Consider the following 14,947-nt stretch of genomic DNA (forward strand, 5'->3'; position numbering starts at 1 on the left):
TGGTAGAGCACCTGCTTTGGGAGCAGGGGGTCGCATGTTCAAATCGTGTCGTCCCGATAACACGCGGGTGTAGTTCAATGGTAGAACTCCAGCCTTCCAAGCTGGTAGCGTGGGTTCGATTCCCATCACCCGCTTAAAGAAATAGATCACCACTTAGGTGATCTTTTTTGTTGTAGCGAGAAGGGAAGAGAGCCCACAGAGGGTTCGACCGTCCGTGAAAACATCGTAGAAAAAACCAAAGTAGGACGCGCGTCCAAATTTACACCTAGTCGCTTCCGTAGGAAGCATGAAAATGGGAATTTGGAGTANGCCCACAGAGGGTTCGACCGTCCGTGAAAACATCGTAGAAAAAACCAAAGTAGGACGCGCGTCCAAATTTACACCTAGTCGCTTCCGTAGGAAGCATGAAAATGGGAATTTGGAGTATTCCCATCACCCGCTTAAAGAAATAGATCACCACTTAGGTGATCTTTTTTGTTGTAGCGAGAAGGGAAGAGACCCCACAAAAAACTCGCACATAAATTGCCAAGACCTGCGATGGGTCTTTTTTTTTATTTTTACTCTATGTGCAGACTACGGAATGTGGTAGAATATTCTGAAATGGGTTTTTCTAAGGAAGAACTTTGATAGAGAGAAGCTTTAATGTAACATAGTGAATAGACGAGGTGGAGAGTATGTCAGAGAACGAAATCAGCTTACTAAAGCAATCGACCAATAACCTGCTGCGCAGGGATGTACGCTTCTTAGGACACATTTTAGGTGAAGTTCTTGTCCATCAAGGTGGTAATGAGCTGCTCGATGTTGTAGAAAAGATTCGTGAGATGAGCAAGTCCCTAAGAGCACACTATGTACCTGAGATATACGAAGAATTCAAGAAGACGATTAGTTCGTTAGATCCGGAAATACGTCACCATGTTATTCGTGCTTTTGCCATTTATTTTCAACTTGTTAATATTGCTGAACAGAATCATCGGATTCGTCGCAAAAGAGATTATGAGCGCTCCTCTGGCGAGATGGTACAGCCAGGATCCATTGAAAGCATCGTTCAAGAGTTGAAGAATAGTAATATTCCTTATCAAGAGGTGCAGGAGATTCTTCAAGCTATCTCTTTAGAGCTTGTGATGACTGCCCATCCAACGGAAGCGATGCGTCGGGCAGTTCTTGATGTGAATCTTCGTATTTCAGAAGATATGATGAAACTGGACAACCCGATGCTGACACATCGGGAACGAGAACAGCTGCGTGAGAAGCTGCTGGGTGAAGTTCTTAACCTATGGCAGACGGATGAGCTTCGGGACCGTAAACCTACGGTTATCGATGAAGTACGGAACGGCTTGTACTATTTTGATGAAACGCTATTCGATGTACTTCCGGAAGTCTATCATGAGCTGGAACGCTGTCTGAATAAATACTATCCGCAAGAAGCATGGCATGTCCCATCGTTCTTGAAATTCGGTTCATGGATCGGTGGAGACCGTGACGGGAATCCATCTGTTAAAGCGAATGTGACGTGGGAAACATTAGGTTTGCACCGTCAACTAGCACTCCAGAAATACGAGGAGATTCTCAAGGCGACGCTTGAGAATATGAGCTTCAGCAAAAATATCGTGCAAGTTAGCGATGCTTTGCTAGCATCCATCCAGTGCGACCGTGAGGCTCTTGGTAATGTCCAGGACGTTTGGCGAAATGAGAAAGAGCCATACAGAATCAAGACGACTTATATGATTGAGAAGATTCATCAAACTGGTAATCCGAGCATACCGTCTACTCAGAAATATAACAGTCCTGAAGAGTTCATCTCTGATTTGCAAGTTATTGATGCAAGCTTAAGAGGCCATTATGCGGACTATATTGCCGATAAATACATCAAAAAGCTGATCCGACAGGTTGAGCTGTTCGGCTTCCATTTGGCTGCTCTGGATATTAGGCAGCATAGTAAAGAGCATGAGAATGCGATGACTGAAATCCTGGCGAAAATGGGGATTGTTGCCGACTACAGCAAATTGTCAGAGGATGAGAAAATCACCCTTTTAACTGATATTCTCAATGATCCTAGACCGATTACATCTATGTACTTGGAGTATTCCGAAGGAACGGAAGAATGTCTTAACGTTTACCGTACCGTTGGCGAGGCACAAAAGGAATTCGGCCGCAACTGTATCAATAGTTATCTGATCAGTATGACGCAAGGCGCTAGTGATTTGCTTGAGGTTCTGGTATTTGCCAAAGAGGCGGGGCTATATCGTAAAGAGAGTGACGGCAGCGTAACATGTACGCTTCAATCTGTGCCTCTATTTGAGACGATTGATGATTTGCACGCAGCTCCGGAAATCATGAGCACTTTACTTGCGATACCGGCTTACAAGGCGAGCTTAGATCCTGTTACACAGCTGCACGAGATCATGCTGGGGTATTCGGACAGCAACAAAGACGGCGGCGTGATTACGGCAAACTGGGAGCTCCGTATGGCGCTCCAGAATATTACTGAAGCGGCGAAAAAATTCGACGTGAAGTTGAAGTTTTTCCATGGCCGCGGCGGTGCGCTCGGTCGAGGCGGTATGCCGCTGAACCGCAGCATTTTGGCACAACCGGTTGAAACGCTTGGCGGCGGTATTAAAATAACCGAACAAGGCGAGGTGCTTTCTTCTCGTTATTCCTTACAGGGTATTGCTTACCGCAGCTTGGAGCAGGCGACCTTTGCATTAATTACGGCGTCAAAGCTTTCTCGTTCACCTCAAAGGCACCCATTGGAAGAAAAGTGGGAGAACATTATGAGAGGTATTTCCGAGCAAGCTCAGACGAAATATCAGGACCTGATTTTCCGGGATGAAGACTTCTTAACATTCTTCAAAGAGTCGACTCCACTTCCGGAGATCGGTGAGTTGAACATTGGTTCCCGTCCGTCTAAGCGTAAAAACAGTGACCGTTTTGAAGATTTGCGCGCCATTCCATGGGTGTTCGCTTGGACGCAAAGCAGATATTTGCTCCCTGCTTGGTACGCAGCCGGAACGGGTTTACAAAGCTTTTATCAGGGGGAAGCAGGAAATCTCGATACATTAAAAGAAATGTATGCAGAGTGGTCATTCTTCCGTTCGATGATCGATAATCTACAAATGGCCTTAGCCAAAGCTGATCTTCTGATCGCCAAAGAATACGGCAGTATGGTTAAAAGATCGGAAATCGCGGAGCGTATCTTCGGCTTGATTCGGGAAGAATATGAATTAACCTCATCAATTATTTTGCAAATTACCGGGCAGCAAGAAATTCTGGATAACGTTCCTGTGATTCAGGAATCGATTCGCCTTCGTAATCCATATGTGGATCCACTAAGCTATATGCAGGTTGAACTGCTTACCGAGCTTCGTGCATTACGCGATAACAACGAGGACGATGCGGTGCTGCTTCGAGAAGTTTTGCTCACGATTAACGGAATTGCCGCAGGGCTTAGAAATACGGGCTGATTGCATAGAGAATAGCGGAGAAAACGGGATGAAAGTCGGGGGCCTTAGTTGAGGCGCTCGACTTTTCCTGTGATTTCCTGCTGGTGCCCAAAGACAGGAGTTGTTGCACAGCATGGGACGATGGTTGGCTATAGTCCTAGTTCTTATTGGGGCTTCAAGTTACGGGTTGTTATCCTCTTTTATTAAAATGGCATACGATCAAGGCTTTAACGATGGGCAGATTACACCCGCTCAAATGACCATGGGAACCTTATTTGTTTGGCTGCTTGTTCTTTTTAATAAAAAGTCTTGGGTGAATCCTTTCAAAGGGCCATGGATAAAGTTAGGATTAATTGGTATATTTGGATTAGCGTTAACAACGGTCTTCTACAATATTGCTCTAACAGAGTTGAATGCTTCGTTTTCCATCATTTTGTTGTTTCAATTTACATGGATGACGATTGCGATGGATTGTATCGTTAAACGTAGGCTTCCCAGGAAGGCCGAGGGATTTGCAATTGTACTGATCATGCTTGGAACTTTATTGGCTGTGAATGTTTTTGAAACGGATTGGCATCAATTCAGCACAAAAGGTCTGCTGTATGGTCTGTTGTCAGCTTTAACGTACAGCGCATTTCTTTTTTTTACTGGTCAGGTAAAGAGTTCATTGCCTCCTCTGATGAATTCCGCTGTTATGCTAACCGCGGCTATGCCGATCATGTATATCTTGTATCCGCCAAATGTTTTTGTTCAAGAGCATGGGGGGAGTTTGATGTTATGGGGCCTTTTATTAGGATTATTAGGGCAGGTTGTGCCGACGATTTCTTTTAATATGGGCATCCCTCGTATCGGAAGTACGCTTGCGGCTATGCTTGGATCCGTAGAGCTGCCTGTTGCTGTGGTGGCCGCCTTTTTAATTATCGGAGAACCGGTATATGGTCTGCAATGGTTAGGGATGGGCCTTATTCTCGGAGGTATTATGATTTCTGAATACAAAACGGGAACTGCTGCGTAAGAATAAGTAAAGGAATTGAATGGCTTAGGAGCCGGAGGTATCGTAGTGAATTTTGTTGAAGCACGTCTGGCGAAGTTGGCCAGGAATGGGGATCGCAACGCTTTTGCAGAGCTTGTAGGGCTCTATAAGGACAAGATCTTTCACCTGGCTTATCGGATGTTAAATAACAAGCAAGAGGCCGAGGACGCGGTGCAGGAGACGTTCTTGCGGGTTTATACGAATTTGCACCGGTATGATGAGAATCAGAAGTTTTCAACCTGGATTTTCCGTATCGGAACGAATTTATGTATCGACAAGCTAAGGAGAAGGAAGAACACCTATTCGCTCGATGCGGAAATGCCGGATGGGGAAGGAAACGATTATTATGCCATGCTCCCTAGCTATGAGGACACGCCCGAGGAGCAGATCATAGTATCGGAAACACAAGAACAGATCCGCGAAGCGATAGAGACATTGCCTGAAAAGTATAAATCAGTCGTTATCCTGAGATATTTGCACGATATGTCGCTTCAGGAGATCGGGGAGGTGCTCCAGATGCCTGTAACAACTGTTAAAACAAGGGTACATCGCGGTCGGGAGTACTTGCGCAAGCGTTTGGAGCAAGAGGAACATGTTACCATTTAAAAACCTGGAATCAAGTGAAACATATTTGAAATTCAAACGTATGGTATACCACAAAACGCAAAAGTTCAAGAAAGGGGTGGCTGATTCATGAATTGTAAGGAAGCCCTCCCGCTCATGCATGAATATCTCGACGGTGATTTGCAGGGGGCAGAGGCTTTAAGGCTGAAGGAACATTTGATATCTTGTGCGGCGTGTCATGCCTTGTTCAGAGAGTTGGAAAGAACGGATGCAATTGTAAGATCGCTACCTCCGGTCAGTGTTCCAGACACTTTGACAGCGCAAATTATGAGCGGGCTTCCACCGATGAAGAAACGTAATGCGTGGATGGAGTGGATTCGCAGGCATCCGGCTGTGTCGGTGGCTGTTGTTTTTGCTGCTGTTATGTTCGGCAGTTTCATGTCGATGTGGAATGATGACAAGAATTTGATGGTGAAGGGCAGCGATCTTCAAGATGTTGTCATTCAGGGCGATACGGTTATCGTGCCGCAAGGTCATACAGTTAACGGCGATCTCGTTGTTCAGCGTGGTAAATTGCAGGTTGACGGCGATGTGACAGGGAACTTGACCGTCATTGACGGTACGTTGAATTTGGCTTCAACGGCGCACATCTCTGGACAGGTTACTAAAGTTGATCAGGCGTTAAGTTGGGTTTGGTACAAATTGGGAGAGTTTGTGAGTATGCTTTCTTCGCATTAAAAGGAGACGTCCTCTATCTTGGCAGCAGTCGGCCGGATTAGGACGTTTTTTTGTGTGAAATTTCACATTTTTTGGATAAAAAACGCCAATTGGGAGAGATAAATAGAAGTATCGCGAGGATTATGATATGATTCTAATACAGAGAGAACAATGAGTGCGTCGTTGGGGGAGAATAACAAATGGACTTACTCACGAGCATTTCGATTAAGGATGTCATCGATATTCTTATCGTCAGCTATGTGATTTATAAACTGATTCTCATCGTTCGTGGGACAAGGGCCATTCAATTGATGAAGGGGATCCTTGTCGTTGTCATTACTTGGGCGCTCAGCATATGGTTCAAGCTAAGCACGCTGCAATGGATGATGAATCAGACTTTAACCTTTGGGGTCTTAGGTATCATGATTATCTTCCAGCCTGAGCTGCGTCGGGCACTCGAGCAATTAGGCCGCGGCAGTCTGTTCAGCCGTTCCTCCTCCGAAGAGGACCAGGACGTGAACAAACGGATTAGTGAAGTGATCCGGGCTGCGAACTATTTGGCCAAGAGGAAGATTGGCGCTTTGATTGTATTCGAAAAAGAAACGGGTCTCACGGATTATGTGGAATCCGGTATTGCAATAGAGAGTAAAATCAGCGCGGAGCTGTTAATTAATATTTTTATCCCGAATACACCGCTGCATGACGGTGCTGTGATTATTCGCCAAGGCCAATTAATGGCGGCAGGATGTTATTTGCCTCTGTCTGAAAATCCTTTTATCAGCAAGGAGCTTGGAACGCGTCACCGTGCGGCGATTGGTATGAGCGAGGTTTCGGATGCGATGTGCATTATTGTCTCCGAAGAGACAGGACAGATTTCACTGACAATGAACGGGCATATCGTTCGCGATATTAAAGAGGAATCGCTTATTGCAAAGCTATTTGAGGAACTGAAGCCCAAAGCGAAAGTGAAAGAAAAGAACCCTTTCTTGAAGTGGAGGGGACGTTCAAATGGATAAATGGTTGCGAAATACGAATGTCGTGCGGGTCGTCGCACTGATTATCGGTATTTTTCTTTGGGTTGTTGTGCATATGGAAGAGACGAACGTATCCGGTAATTCTCCGTTGAGAGAACGTGTCGAAACAATCAATAACGTTGCGATAACGACCAAATACGATGAGAGTCATTATTTTATCTCATCCATGTCCCCTTCGAATGTACAGGTCATTCTTACCGGGAAAGAATCTGCCGTGAAAAAAGTAACGACCAGCAACAATTATCAGATTCAGCTTGATTTGACACAGGTTGGCAAAGGCGATCATCAGCTTACGCTTACGCCGGTAGGCTTTCCATCGGATGTTGAGGTTCAGGTTGTTCCACGGACCGTTCATGTCGTTATTGAAGAACTCCAGATGAAAGAAGTACCTGTTGCCATTAACATTAAAGGAACTCCGGCAGCCGGACTTAAAGCGGGTCAACCGATCGTGAAGCCGAATAAAGTGTATATTACGGCGCCGACGAGCAAGTTGGAACAGGTTGTGACCGTCAGAGGAGAAGTGTCTGTCGATAAGGCTCAATCGGCTGTGACAAAGCAAGTAAGGTTGCAGGCTTTTGATAAAGATGGTAAAGAAATCGCGGTTAATATGAATCCGACGGTGGTGGATGTCGAGGTCCCTATCACAAGTCCGTTCCAAACGATACCTCTTCAATTAAAGTTAACCGGGGAGCCGCCAAAAGGATTCGCGATTGCCTCTGTAACGCAAAATCCAGACAAGATTACCGTGTATGGAACGCAAGAGGTCGTGGATCGGTTAGAGTTCTATCAGGGACCGCAATTGAACATTCAGGATCTCAAGGAAACCAAGGAATATTCACTAGATATCCCACTTAGGAATAAAGTAACTCAACTGGATCCGGATAAAGTTACTGTTCGCGTCGAAATCATACCTTCGATTACGAAAGCGATGGAAAACATTCCGATTACCATTATCGGTCAAAATGAAAACTACACTACGAAAGTAGTTACACCGGAAACGGCAAAGCTGAACATAACGGTTGAGGGGGCGCCTGCGCTCATTGATCAAATCAAGCCGGAGGACATACAAGCGATACTGGATGTGAGCAATTTACCGCCAGGGAAACATGAGCTGAATATGACTCTGAACTTGCCTACTTATGTAAAGCTGGGCATGCCGCAAGACGTGAAGGCGACTGTTGAAATCAGCGAGAAAGCACCTAAAGTCGCTCGGCCTTAATGGGTTTGAGCGGGTTATAGAAAAAGAGGAGAAGAAGACATGGGGAAATATTTTGGTACAGATGGTGTGCGCGGAGTCGCTAACGACGAGTTGACGCCAGAATTAGCTTATAAAATTGGCCGCTGTGGCGGATACGTATTAACAAGGCAAGCAAGGCATCCAAAGGTTGTCATCGGCCGGGATACTCGAATTTCGGGCCCTATGCTGGAGGCGGCATTGGTTGCAGGATTACTATCGATTGGCGTTAACGTGATTCGAATCGGAGTAGTTAGCACTCCAGCTGTCGCTTATTTAACGAAGAAGCTGGGAGCAGACGCAGGCGTTATGATTTCGGCTTCGCATAACCCGGTTGGTGATAATGGCATTAAGTTTTTTGGCGGCGATGGTTTCAAGCTGCTGGATGAGACGGAACTGGAAATCGAACAGTTGCTGGATGCTGCTGTCGATGAGCTGCCGCGGCCGGTTGGAGGCGAAATCGGTACCGTTTCTGACGATGAGGATGCGAAGTTCGCGTATCTGGAGTTTTTGAAATCGACGTTATCCGGATCTTTCCAAGGATATAAGGTGGTCTTGGATTGTGCGAATGGTGCGGCTTATGAGCTAGCGCCTAAGGTGCTCCGCGATCTGGGAGCGGAAGTGATCACGATCGGCGCCGAGCCGAACGGGCGCAACATCAATGACCATTGCGGCTCCACCCACCCTGAGAAGCTTCGTGAGGAAGTGGTGAAGCATGGCGCAGCCATTGGGCTCGCTTTTGATGGGGACGCGGATCGGTTGATCGCGATCGATGAGACGGGCGCCGAAGTAGACGGTGACTATATCCTTAGCATTTGCGGCGATGCGCTGAATCGCGCGGGCAAGTTGAACCATAACACGATTGTTACGACGGTTATGGCGAATATCGGCTTTTTCAAAGGGATCGAAAAAGTAGGTCTGAAAGCTTTACAAACCGCTGTAGGCGACCGTTATGTCATGGAAGAGATGAGGAAGGGTGGCTACAACCTGGGCGGGGAACAATCCGGTCATGTTATTTTCCTGGACTATATCTCAACGGGCGATGGGATTCTGACAGCTCTGCAGCTTATGAATACAATCGTTCAATCAGGTAAAAAACTGAGCGAGCTAAAAGGCATTATGCGCAAATACCCTCAGCTGCTTGTTAACGTGCGTGTCGTTGATAAAAGCAAGCTGAAGAACAATCCGGTTATTGAAGAAGCCATTCGCAAGGTCGAGGAAGAGCTTGGGGATAACGGTCGGGTGTTAGTTCGTCCATCGGGTACGGAGTCGCTTATTCGTGTTATGGCAGAGGGTCCAGATAAAGATCAAGTCGAGACTTACGTCCAGACTATTGCTAAAGTGATTCAAGAACAGCTTGTATGAGAAAATGAGATGGTCATTCCCTTTCTAGACTGTGTGTTCGGAGAGGGGATTTCCATTTGATGGATATAGAGCAATTTCAAGAAAAAATAAGTTGCGTTGAGTCGTTAAAATGAATATGATGTAAAGGGGTTTTCAGAAGTTTTCAAGATTCCCTTATTACTCAAGAAGGAAAGGCAGGGTAGAGGTTGACCTAGTAACAATAGCGCCAGAACTCGCAAGCGGGACGGAAAAGTAAGCATACTGCGCAAGCGAGTTGACGAGGTGAAGGTGTTCGAAACATTCGGCGGGGACCTTCCGGTACAAAGCTAGAGTGCCGTTAAGTTGGAAAGCAAAAACGCTTGGGCGACCGGGCTGACAAGATTCCAACATCCTAGCAACATAAATAAGCACTTACTGATCGTTATCATAGATGTTTTTTGTTTTATTCTGTCTAATGTTTATTTGCTTTGAGAAAAAATCAGGATCTTTGACAAACAGCCTAAATTTAGAGGCTTATAAAACTATGGAGGTACTACACTATGTGCGGAATCGTTGGATATATCGGCAAGCGTAATTCTCAAGAAATTCTATTGGAAGGTCTCAAAAAACTCGAGTACCGGGGCTATGATTCGGCAGGTGTGGCGGTTTATACAGCAAGCGGGCTGCAAATCCAGAAAGCAAAAGGTCGGATTGCGAATCTTGAATCCAAGCTGGAGGAAACTCCATTGAACGGAAGCGTAGGAATCGGGCATACTCGCTGGGCGACTCACGGTAAACCATCAGATGTGAATTCCCACCCGCATACGGACAACTCGATGAAATTTTCGGTTGTGCATAATGGGATTATTGAGAACTACATTAGCTTGAAAGAGGAATTGATCGCGAAAGGTCATGTATTCGTTTCGGAGACGGATACAGAAGTCATTTCTCATCTAATTGCTGACTTGTACGAAGGAGATATTCTGAAAGCCGTTCAGAAGGCCGTTAAACGCATGACGGGTGCATTTGCGCTTGGCGTTTTGACAGAACTTGAGCCTGATCGATTAGTTGCGGTTCGTCAAGCTAGTCCTCTGATCATCGGGATTGGCGAGGGTGAGAATTTTATTGGCTCGGATATCCCGGCAATTTTGGAATATACGCGTAACGTCTTTATCTTGAATGACGGCGAAATGGCGCTATTAACCAGAGATGCTGTCGAATTAATGACGCTTGAAGGCAATTTTATTTCCAGGGAAATGTTTCATGTCGATTGGGACATTATTACGGCTGAAAAAGCCGGATTTGATCACTTTATGTTGAAAGAAATCCATGAGCAGCCAAAAGCGTATCGCGATACGATGGGAAGTCGAATTGCGGCAGATGGAAGCCAAGTAACATTAAACGAGTTATCGATGACGGCTGAAGAAATTCGCAACATCAATCGTGTTCATATTGTAGCCTGTGGAACGGCCTATCATGCAGGTATGGTTGGGAAATACGTGATCGAGAAGCTGGCTCGCATCCCGGTTGAAACGGATGTAGCTTCTGAGTATCGCTATCGCTCACCGATCATTACAAAGGACACGCTGGTCATTGTAGTAAGCCAATCCGGGGAAACGGCAGATACGCTTGCTGCACTGCGTGAAGCCAAACGCTGCGGTGCGCGCGTACTGGCTATAACGAATGTGGTTGGCAGCTCGGTAGCTCGCGAGGCTGATGACATCATCACAACGTGGGCAGGCCCTGAAATCGCGGTAGCTTCCACCAAAGCATACACGTCGCAATTGATTGCTTTCTACTTGTTAGGATTGCACTTGGCTCAAACATTAGGTACCCAAAATGCTGCAGAAATTCAACAGACGATTGCCGCTTTGAAGGAGCTTCCTGCGCAAGTAGAAGCCATCCTGGATCAAGCGGAAGCTATTAAGGGCGTTGCAGAAGAAATGGCCAAACACGACAATCTCTTCTTTATCGGACGTGGCTTGGATTACGCAGTAGCGTTGGAAGGTTCCTTGAAGTTGAAGGAGATCTCCTACATTCATTCCGAAGCCTACGCGGCTGGTGAACTGAAACATGGCACTTTGGCGCTTATCGAAGATGGCGTTCCTGTTATCGCACTGGCGACTCAACATGAGCTGCTGGAGAAAACCGTAAGCAACATTAAAGAAGTGAAAGCGCGCGGCGCAAATGTGCTGGGTATCGCCGTGGAAGGCGAACTTGAATTGCAGAAATCGGTGGACAGCACCTTTGTGATTCCGAAGACGCTGGATGTACTTGCTCCGGCTCTTGCGGTTGTACCGTTGCAATTGCTTTCTTACTACGCGTCGCTTGCTCGTGGTAATGATGTGGATAAGCCGCGTAATTTGGCGAAGAGCGTTACTGTGGAGTAATAAAAAACTATGGAACCAGTAAAGTAAACTGTGGAACCAATAAAGAAAGTATGGAACTATTCTATACAATGTGAAGTTCTTAAGCGACCTCAATGAGAAAGTCCCGATGATAATACAAAATCATCGGGACTTTTTATTTTCAAAAGCAGACAATACAATATGTCATCTATCTTAGGAGATCGAATTAGATTAATTCGAAAAACTAATCGTTTAAATCAGACTGAGTTTTTAAAAATATATTGAAACATAGGTTGAGGGGTTGAAACCATTGATAACACCATTTTCTAAATCGAGACATTTTCGGATAGAGAACGTAAAGGACTGCATTTACGCCGCGATTGCGAAACCTGGTACAGACTCGCTAGGCAACGCTGCAATCATTGACCTTAGTGTTGAGAGAAAATAAAGTTATAGACTGTCATTTCTAATGAGGAATAGAAAAACCGGCACCGTTTCTCTTCTTCTGGATCATCTTTACTCGCCTTTCGAAAATATGTTCTACATGGTAGTCAATCATGGTGTTACGCCTCCCTAATTATAGTTTTAGCAATACCAGGCGTAACTAAACCATGACGGGAACCTTGTTGAAATTGGCAAATAAGCCTTGATGTATCTGGGTAGACCATCAATCCATTTCTGGAGTTGACGCTGATTGAGCGTTGAAACCTTCTTTCCGACTTTCGTGGCGATTCCATTGATCTAATCAACCAGTTGTTCCAAGGCAACCGCCCAGTCAATGGCGCTGATGTCATCGCATAGCAAGTAGAACAATCTGCCAAAAGATTGTTGATCCGTACTCTGTCTATGCTACCAGGCGAGCAAAATCCCGTTCTGCATACTTATCCCCATTCATCCGGCAATTCCGGACTTCCCACCAACCCAACGATCCGAACGCTTCTTTATATAATGAGAGAACACATAACGCCAAGGAATGCAGAAGGGGAAAACCGCTATGACCAAGCATTCGATCACAACTCCCAAGGTTGAGTCGTCTAGCTGCCCGGAAGTCCAGAGTGGGAGAGCGACGACGGATAGCCAGATCAGCTTCCAGAGCATCTCCCATAGGAGCAACGGAAGCATCTGCAGTGGATACCGGAGACCCAAGAGGGAGAGAGCCGAGAAGGCGGCCAGCATGCATTGGGCGACGCCCTCCATCAGATCCCAATGTTCGTGGCGGATGACGCCGGACCATACTACGATTCCGAGTCCTACGACAACAAGGAGATACAGGGCACGCAACAGGTAGAGACGAAATACCGAGACTTCCTTCATGATTAAACACTCTCCTTAATAATTTTCTTCATCCACGACGTGATGCTAATTCCGTCCGAGTCATGCAATTCTTCGACATCGGCATAGCGAAGCAAAGCTCCGTCCTTGATGGCGATGAAGCTATCCCATATCGACTCGAGCTCTGGGATCTCGTGGCTGGCCATGAGTAGCGTCTGGGATTCCAAGTCAAGGTAAGTAATCATTCCTTTGACAATCGATTCCCGCACCATCGGATCCAGTCCGGACAACGGCTCATCCATCAGAATGTACGGCACTTCTCTGGCTAGAGTGAGCATGATTTTGACCCGGCTGCGTTTGCCCTTCGACAGATCGCTAATTCTCGCATTCGGTTCCAACTGCATGAACGCCATGATTTCTTCCGCCTTGGCGGCTTTAAAATCGGGGAATTGTGCAGCCTGATAGGCGATTGCTTCTCTTACCGTAAACCAAGCATAAGTCGAGTCCTGGTCGGATAAGTAGGAGACTAGCGTGCTGATTCTTCGGTGCGCCTTCTCCCCATTTATGGTGACAGAACCGCCTGTTGGCTGAAGAAGTCCTGCAATGAGCTTTAATAAGGTGGATTTGCCGCTACCGTTCTCTCCTACGATTCCGATGATTTTCCCCACAGGCAATGTTAAAGTAATGTCTCGAATGACGGGTTTCTTGTTATAAGTCTTCGAGACGTTAGATAATGCGATCACGTTACTCATCTCCCTTATCTCTCTTGTTCAAGTGATCCTGCAATCCGGCGATGATCTCCTCCGAACGATAGCCCATCTCCCGCATAACCAGGACAAAGGAGGCAATCTGCTCTTCGATCATGCTCAAGCGAAGCTGAGTCAATAGCTCTTCCTGCTCCGTGACGAACGTGCCTTGTCCTCTTCTCGTCTCCAGAACCCCTTCCCGTTCCAGTTCGCTGTAGGTGCGTTGGATGGTATTCGGGTTGACGTTATAGGTTACCGCCATCTCCCGGACGGATTGAAGCTTCTGGCCCGCTTGCAGTTCCTGGCTGACGATTTGCCTCTTGATTCGATCGGCAACCTGGAGATAGATCGCTTTGGAAGAATGAAACTCATCCATGATTAAACCTCGACTTTCCTGTCAACGATCCATGAACTCAGATAGAACAGACCGATGACAACAATCAAGTTATAGAAGTATTCGCCCAAGTAGAGGGGGAACGGATCCACCGAGAACGTCGGAAAATAGATCTCCATTCCACCCCATTGCGTAACGAGCTTATAAAGACTCGAGGAAGTGATGATATCGTCGATCCAGCTCGATAAGAGAACGGTGCCGATAAGGACTACCCAGGCCAAACGCCCGATTCGATGTTTGAGCGCATGGTACAAGGACCATAGAAGGATGACCCAGACGCCGATCGCCACGGAGATAAGGATCGCGTGCAGGAAGATCAACCATCCCGCACTCCAAGTATCCGTCCAGTACTCTTCCATTAAACGAAACTTCGCCCGGAGCAAGATTCCAGCCATCGAGTACAGAACGGCCAAGGAGGCGAGCATCGTGACCAATCCGCTCGTTAGCTTGCTTAGAAGCAAGCTGACAGCCGGCCTCGGATTGTGAAGCCAGACGTGCAGTTGAGAGGCTTCCGTTCGTAGGCTCGCGAACAACGCGATCGGAAGATAGAAGACATGGAACCCGGCAGCGGCTAACAACGGAATGAACAGATATTGGCCGACAAGTCCCGCAATGACGATGCTGATGACGTTAATGACAAGCCCCGCGAATAAGACGCTCGTCGATAATCGCAAATCCTTTTTTACTATAGCTGCCCATTTGGCCATTGTGCTATCCCCTTTGAATTAGATGTAGTGTATTAACTAAATAGTACACTAATACATTGGGTCGCGTCAATAGGCAAAAATATGCTGGCGCACCAAACGAAAGGTGTTTTTCTGTCAATTCAAATAATTATTCGT

12 protein-coding genes, 1 tRNA gene and 1 pseudogene are annotated in these 14,947 nt (G+C 46.4%); 9 read left to right on the top strand and 5 right to left on the bottom strand.

Annotation, left to right across the window (positions count from 1 at the left end; genetic code table 11):
* Positions 1-63 precede the first annotated feature (63 nt).
* The 9 genes from ACFQZT_RS16775 (at position 64) to glmS (ending at position 11,735) form a co-directional block, all read left to right on the top strand.
* Positions 64-134, top strand: a tRNA-Gly gene (locus ACFQZT_RS16775).
* A 540-nt stretch (positions 135-674) separates the two neighbouring features.
* A complete protein-coding gene (ppc, locus tag ACFQZT_RS16780) occupies positions 675-3,461 on the top strand; it encodes a phosphoenolpyruvate carboxylase (protein ID WP_379301839.1) in 2,787 nt (928 codons plus the stop codon).
* Positions 3,462-3,573: 112 nt separating this feature from the next.
* The gene (locus ACFQZT_RS16785; protein WP_379301841.1) at positions 3,574-4,455 is read left to right on the top strand and encodes a DMT family transporter; all 882 of its coding nucleotides are present in this window, start codon (positions 3,574-3,576) and stop codon (positions 4,453-4,455) included.
* Positions 4,456-4,500: 45 nt separating this feature from the next.
* A complete protein-coding gene (gene sigW / locus ACFQZT_RS16790; RefSeq protein ID WP_379301843.1) occupies positions 4,501-5,079 on the top strand; it encodes an RNA polymerase sigma factor SigW in 579 nt (192 codons plus the stop codon).
* Between the two features lie 87 nt (positions 5,080-5,166).
* Positions 5,167-5,775 carry a zf-HC2 domain-containing protein gene (locus ACFQZT_RS16795; protein WP_379301844.1) on the top strand — a complete coding sequence of 203 codons (609 nt, stop codon included), beginning with the start codon at positions 5,167-5,169 and terminating at the stop codon, positions 5,773-5,775.
* 179 nt (positions 5,776-5,954) lie between these two features.
* Entirely contained in the window at positions 5,955-6,770 is an 816-nt protein-coding gene (cdaA, locus tag ACFQZT_RS16800; protein WP_379301846.1) for a diadenylate cyclase CdaA, read from the top strand.
* Positions 6,763-8,007 carry a CdaR family protein gene (locus ACFQZT_RS16805; protein WP_379301848.1) on the top strand — a complete coding sequence of 415 codons (1,245 nt, stop codon included), beginning with the start codon at positions 6,763-6,765 and terminating at the stop codon, positions 8,005-8,007. Before cdaA ends, ACFQZT_RS16805 begins: the two co-directional genes overlap by 8 nt.
* 39 nt (positions 8,008-8,046) lie before the next feature.
* Positions 8,047-9,387, top strand: a complete 1,341-nt coding sequence (gene glmM / locus ACFQZT_RS16810) for a phosphoglucosamine mutase (RefSeq protein ID WP_379301850.1) — start codon at positions 8,047-8,049, stop codon at positions 9,385-9,387.
* A 518-nt stretch (positions 9,388-9,905) separates the two neighbouring features.
* Positions 9,906-11,735 (top strand): glutamine--fructose-6-phosphate transaminase (isomerizing), encoded by a 1,830-nt coding sequence (gene glmS / locus ACFQZT_RS16815; RefSeq protein WP_379301852.1) that lies wholly within the window; start codon positions 9,906-9,908, stop codon positions 11,733-11,735.
* Positions 11,736-12,278: 543 nt separating this feature from the next.
* Here glmS and ACFQZT_RS34005 read toward each other — a convergent pair.
* The 5 genes and pseudogenes from ACFQZT_RS34005 to ACFQZT_RS16835 form a co-directional block, all read right to left on the bottom strand.
* Positions 12,279-12,560 (bottom strand): annotated as a pseudogene (locus ACFQZT_RS34005) (hypothetical protein); the annotation flags it as partial.
* A 24-nt stretch (positions 12,561-12,584) separates the two neighbouring features.
* The gene (locus tag ACFQZT_RS16820) at positions 12,585-13,007 is read right to left on the bottom strand and encodes a hypothetical protein (RefSeq protein ID WP_379301854.1); all 423 of its coding nucleotides are present in this window, start codon (positions 13,005-13,007) and stop codon (positions 12,585-12,587) included.
* Between the two features lie 2 nt (positions 13,008-13,009).
* Positions 13,010-13,708, bottom strand: a complete 699-nt coding sequence (locus tag ACFQZT_RS16825) for an ATP-binding cassette domain-containing protein (protein ID WP_379301856.1) — start codon at positions 13,706-13,708, stop codon at positions 13,010-13,012.
* Between the two features lies 1 nt (position 13,709).
* Positions 13,710-14,087 (bottom strand): GntR family transcriptional regulator, encoded by a 378-nt coding sequence (locus ACFQZT_RS16830; protein ID WP_379301858.1) that lies wholly within the window; start codon positions 14,085-14,087, stop codon positions 13,710-13,712.
* 2 nt (positions 14,088-14,089) lie between these two features.
* Entirely contained in the window at positions 14,090-14,812 is a 723-nt protein-coding gene (locus tag ACFQZT_RS16835; RefSeq protein ID WP_379301860.1) for a hypothetical protein, read from the bottom strand.
* Positions 14,813-14,947 lie beyond the last annotated feature (135 nt).

Origin of the sequence: Paenibacillus sp. GCM10027628, assembly GCF_042676385.1 — a bacterium.
GTDB lineage: Bacteria > Bacillota > Bacilli > Paenibacillales > NBRC-103111 > Paenibacillus_E.

What these genes read in the sequence shown, in the direction of transcription:
- ACFQZT_RS16785 (WP_379301841.1), top strand. Translation starts at nt 3,574, where the DNA reads ATGGGACGATGGTTGGCTATAGTCCTAGTTCTTATTGGGGCTTCAAGT.
- ppc (WP_379301839.1), top strand. Translation starts at nt 675, where the DNA reads ATGTCAGAGAACGAAATCAGCTTACTAAAGCAATCGACCAATAACCTG.
- ACFQZT_RS16805 (WP_379301848.1), top strand. Translation starts at nt 6,763, where the DNA reads ATGGATAAATGGTTGCGAAATACGAATGTCGTGCGGGTCGTCGCACTG.
- ACFQZT_RS16830 (WP_379301858.1), bottom strand. Translation starts at nt 14,087, where the DNA reads ATGGATGAGTTTCATTCTTCCAAAGCGATCTATCTCCAGGTTGCCGAT.
- glmS (WP_379301852.1), top strand. Translation starts at nt 9,906, where the DNA reads ATGTGCGGAATCGTTGGATATATCGGCAAGCGTAATTCTCAAGAAATT.
- ACFQZT_RS16820 (WP_379301854.1), bottom strand. Translation starts at nt 13,007, where the DNA reads ATGAAGGAAGTCTCGGTATTTCGTCTCTACCTGTTGCGTGCCCTGTAT.
- glmM (WP_379301850.1), top strand. Translation starts at nt 8,047, where the DNA reads ATGGGGAAATATTTTGGTACAGATGGTGTGCGCGGAGTCGCTAACGAC.
- ACFQZT_RS16795 (WP_379301844.1), top strand. Translation starts at nt 5,167, where the DNA reads ATGAATTGTAAGGAAGCCCTCCCGCTCATGCATGAATATCTCGACGGT.
- ACFQZT_RS16835 (WP_379301860.1), bottom strand. Translation starts at nt 14,812, where the DNA reads ATGGCCAAATGGGCAGCTATAGTAAAAAAGGATTTGCGATTATCGACG.
- cdaA (WP_379301846.1), top strand. Translation starts at nt 5,955, where the DNA reads ATGGACTTACTCACGAGCATTTCGATTAAGGATGTCATCGATATTCTT.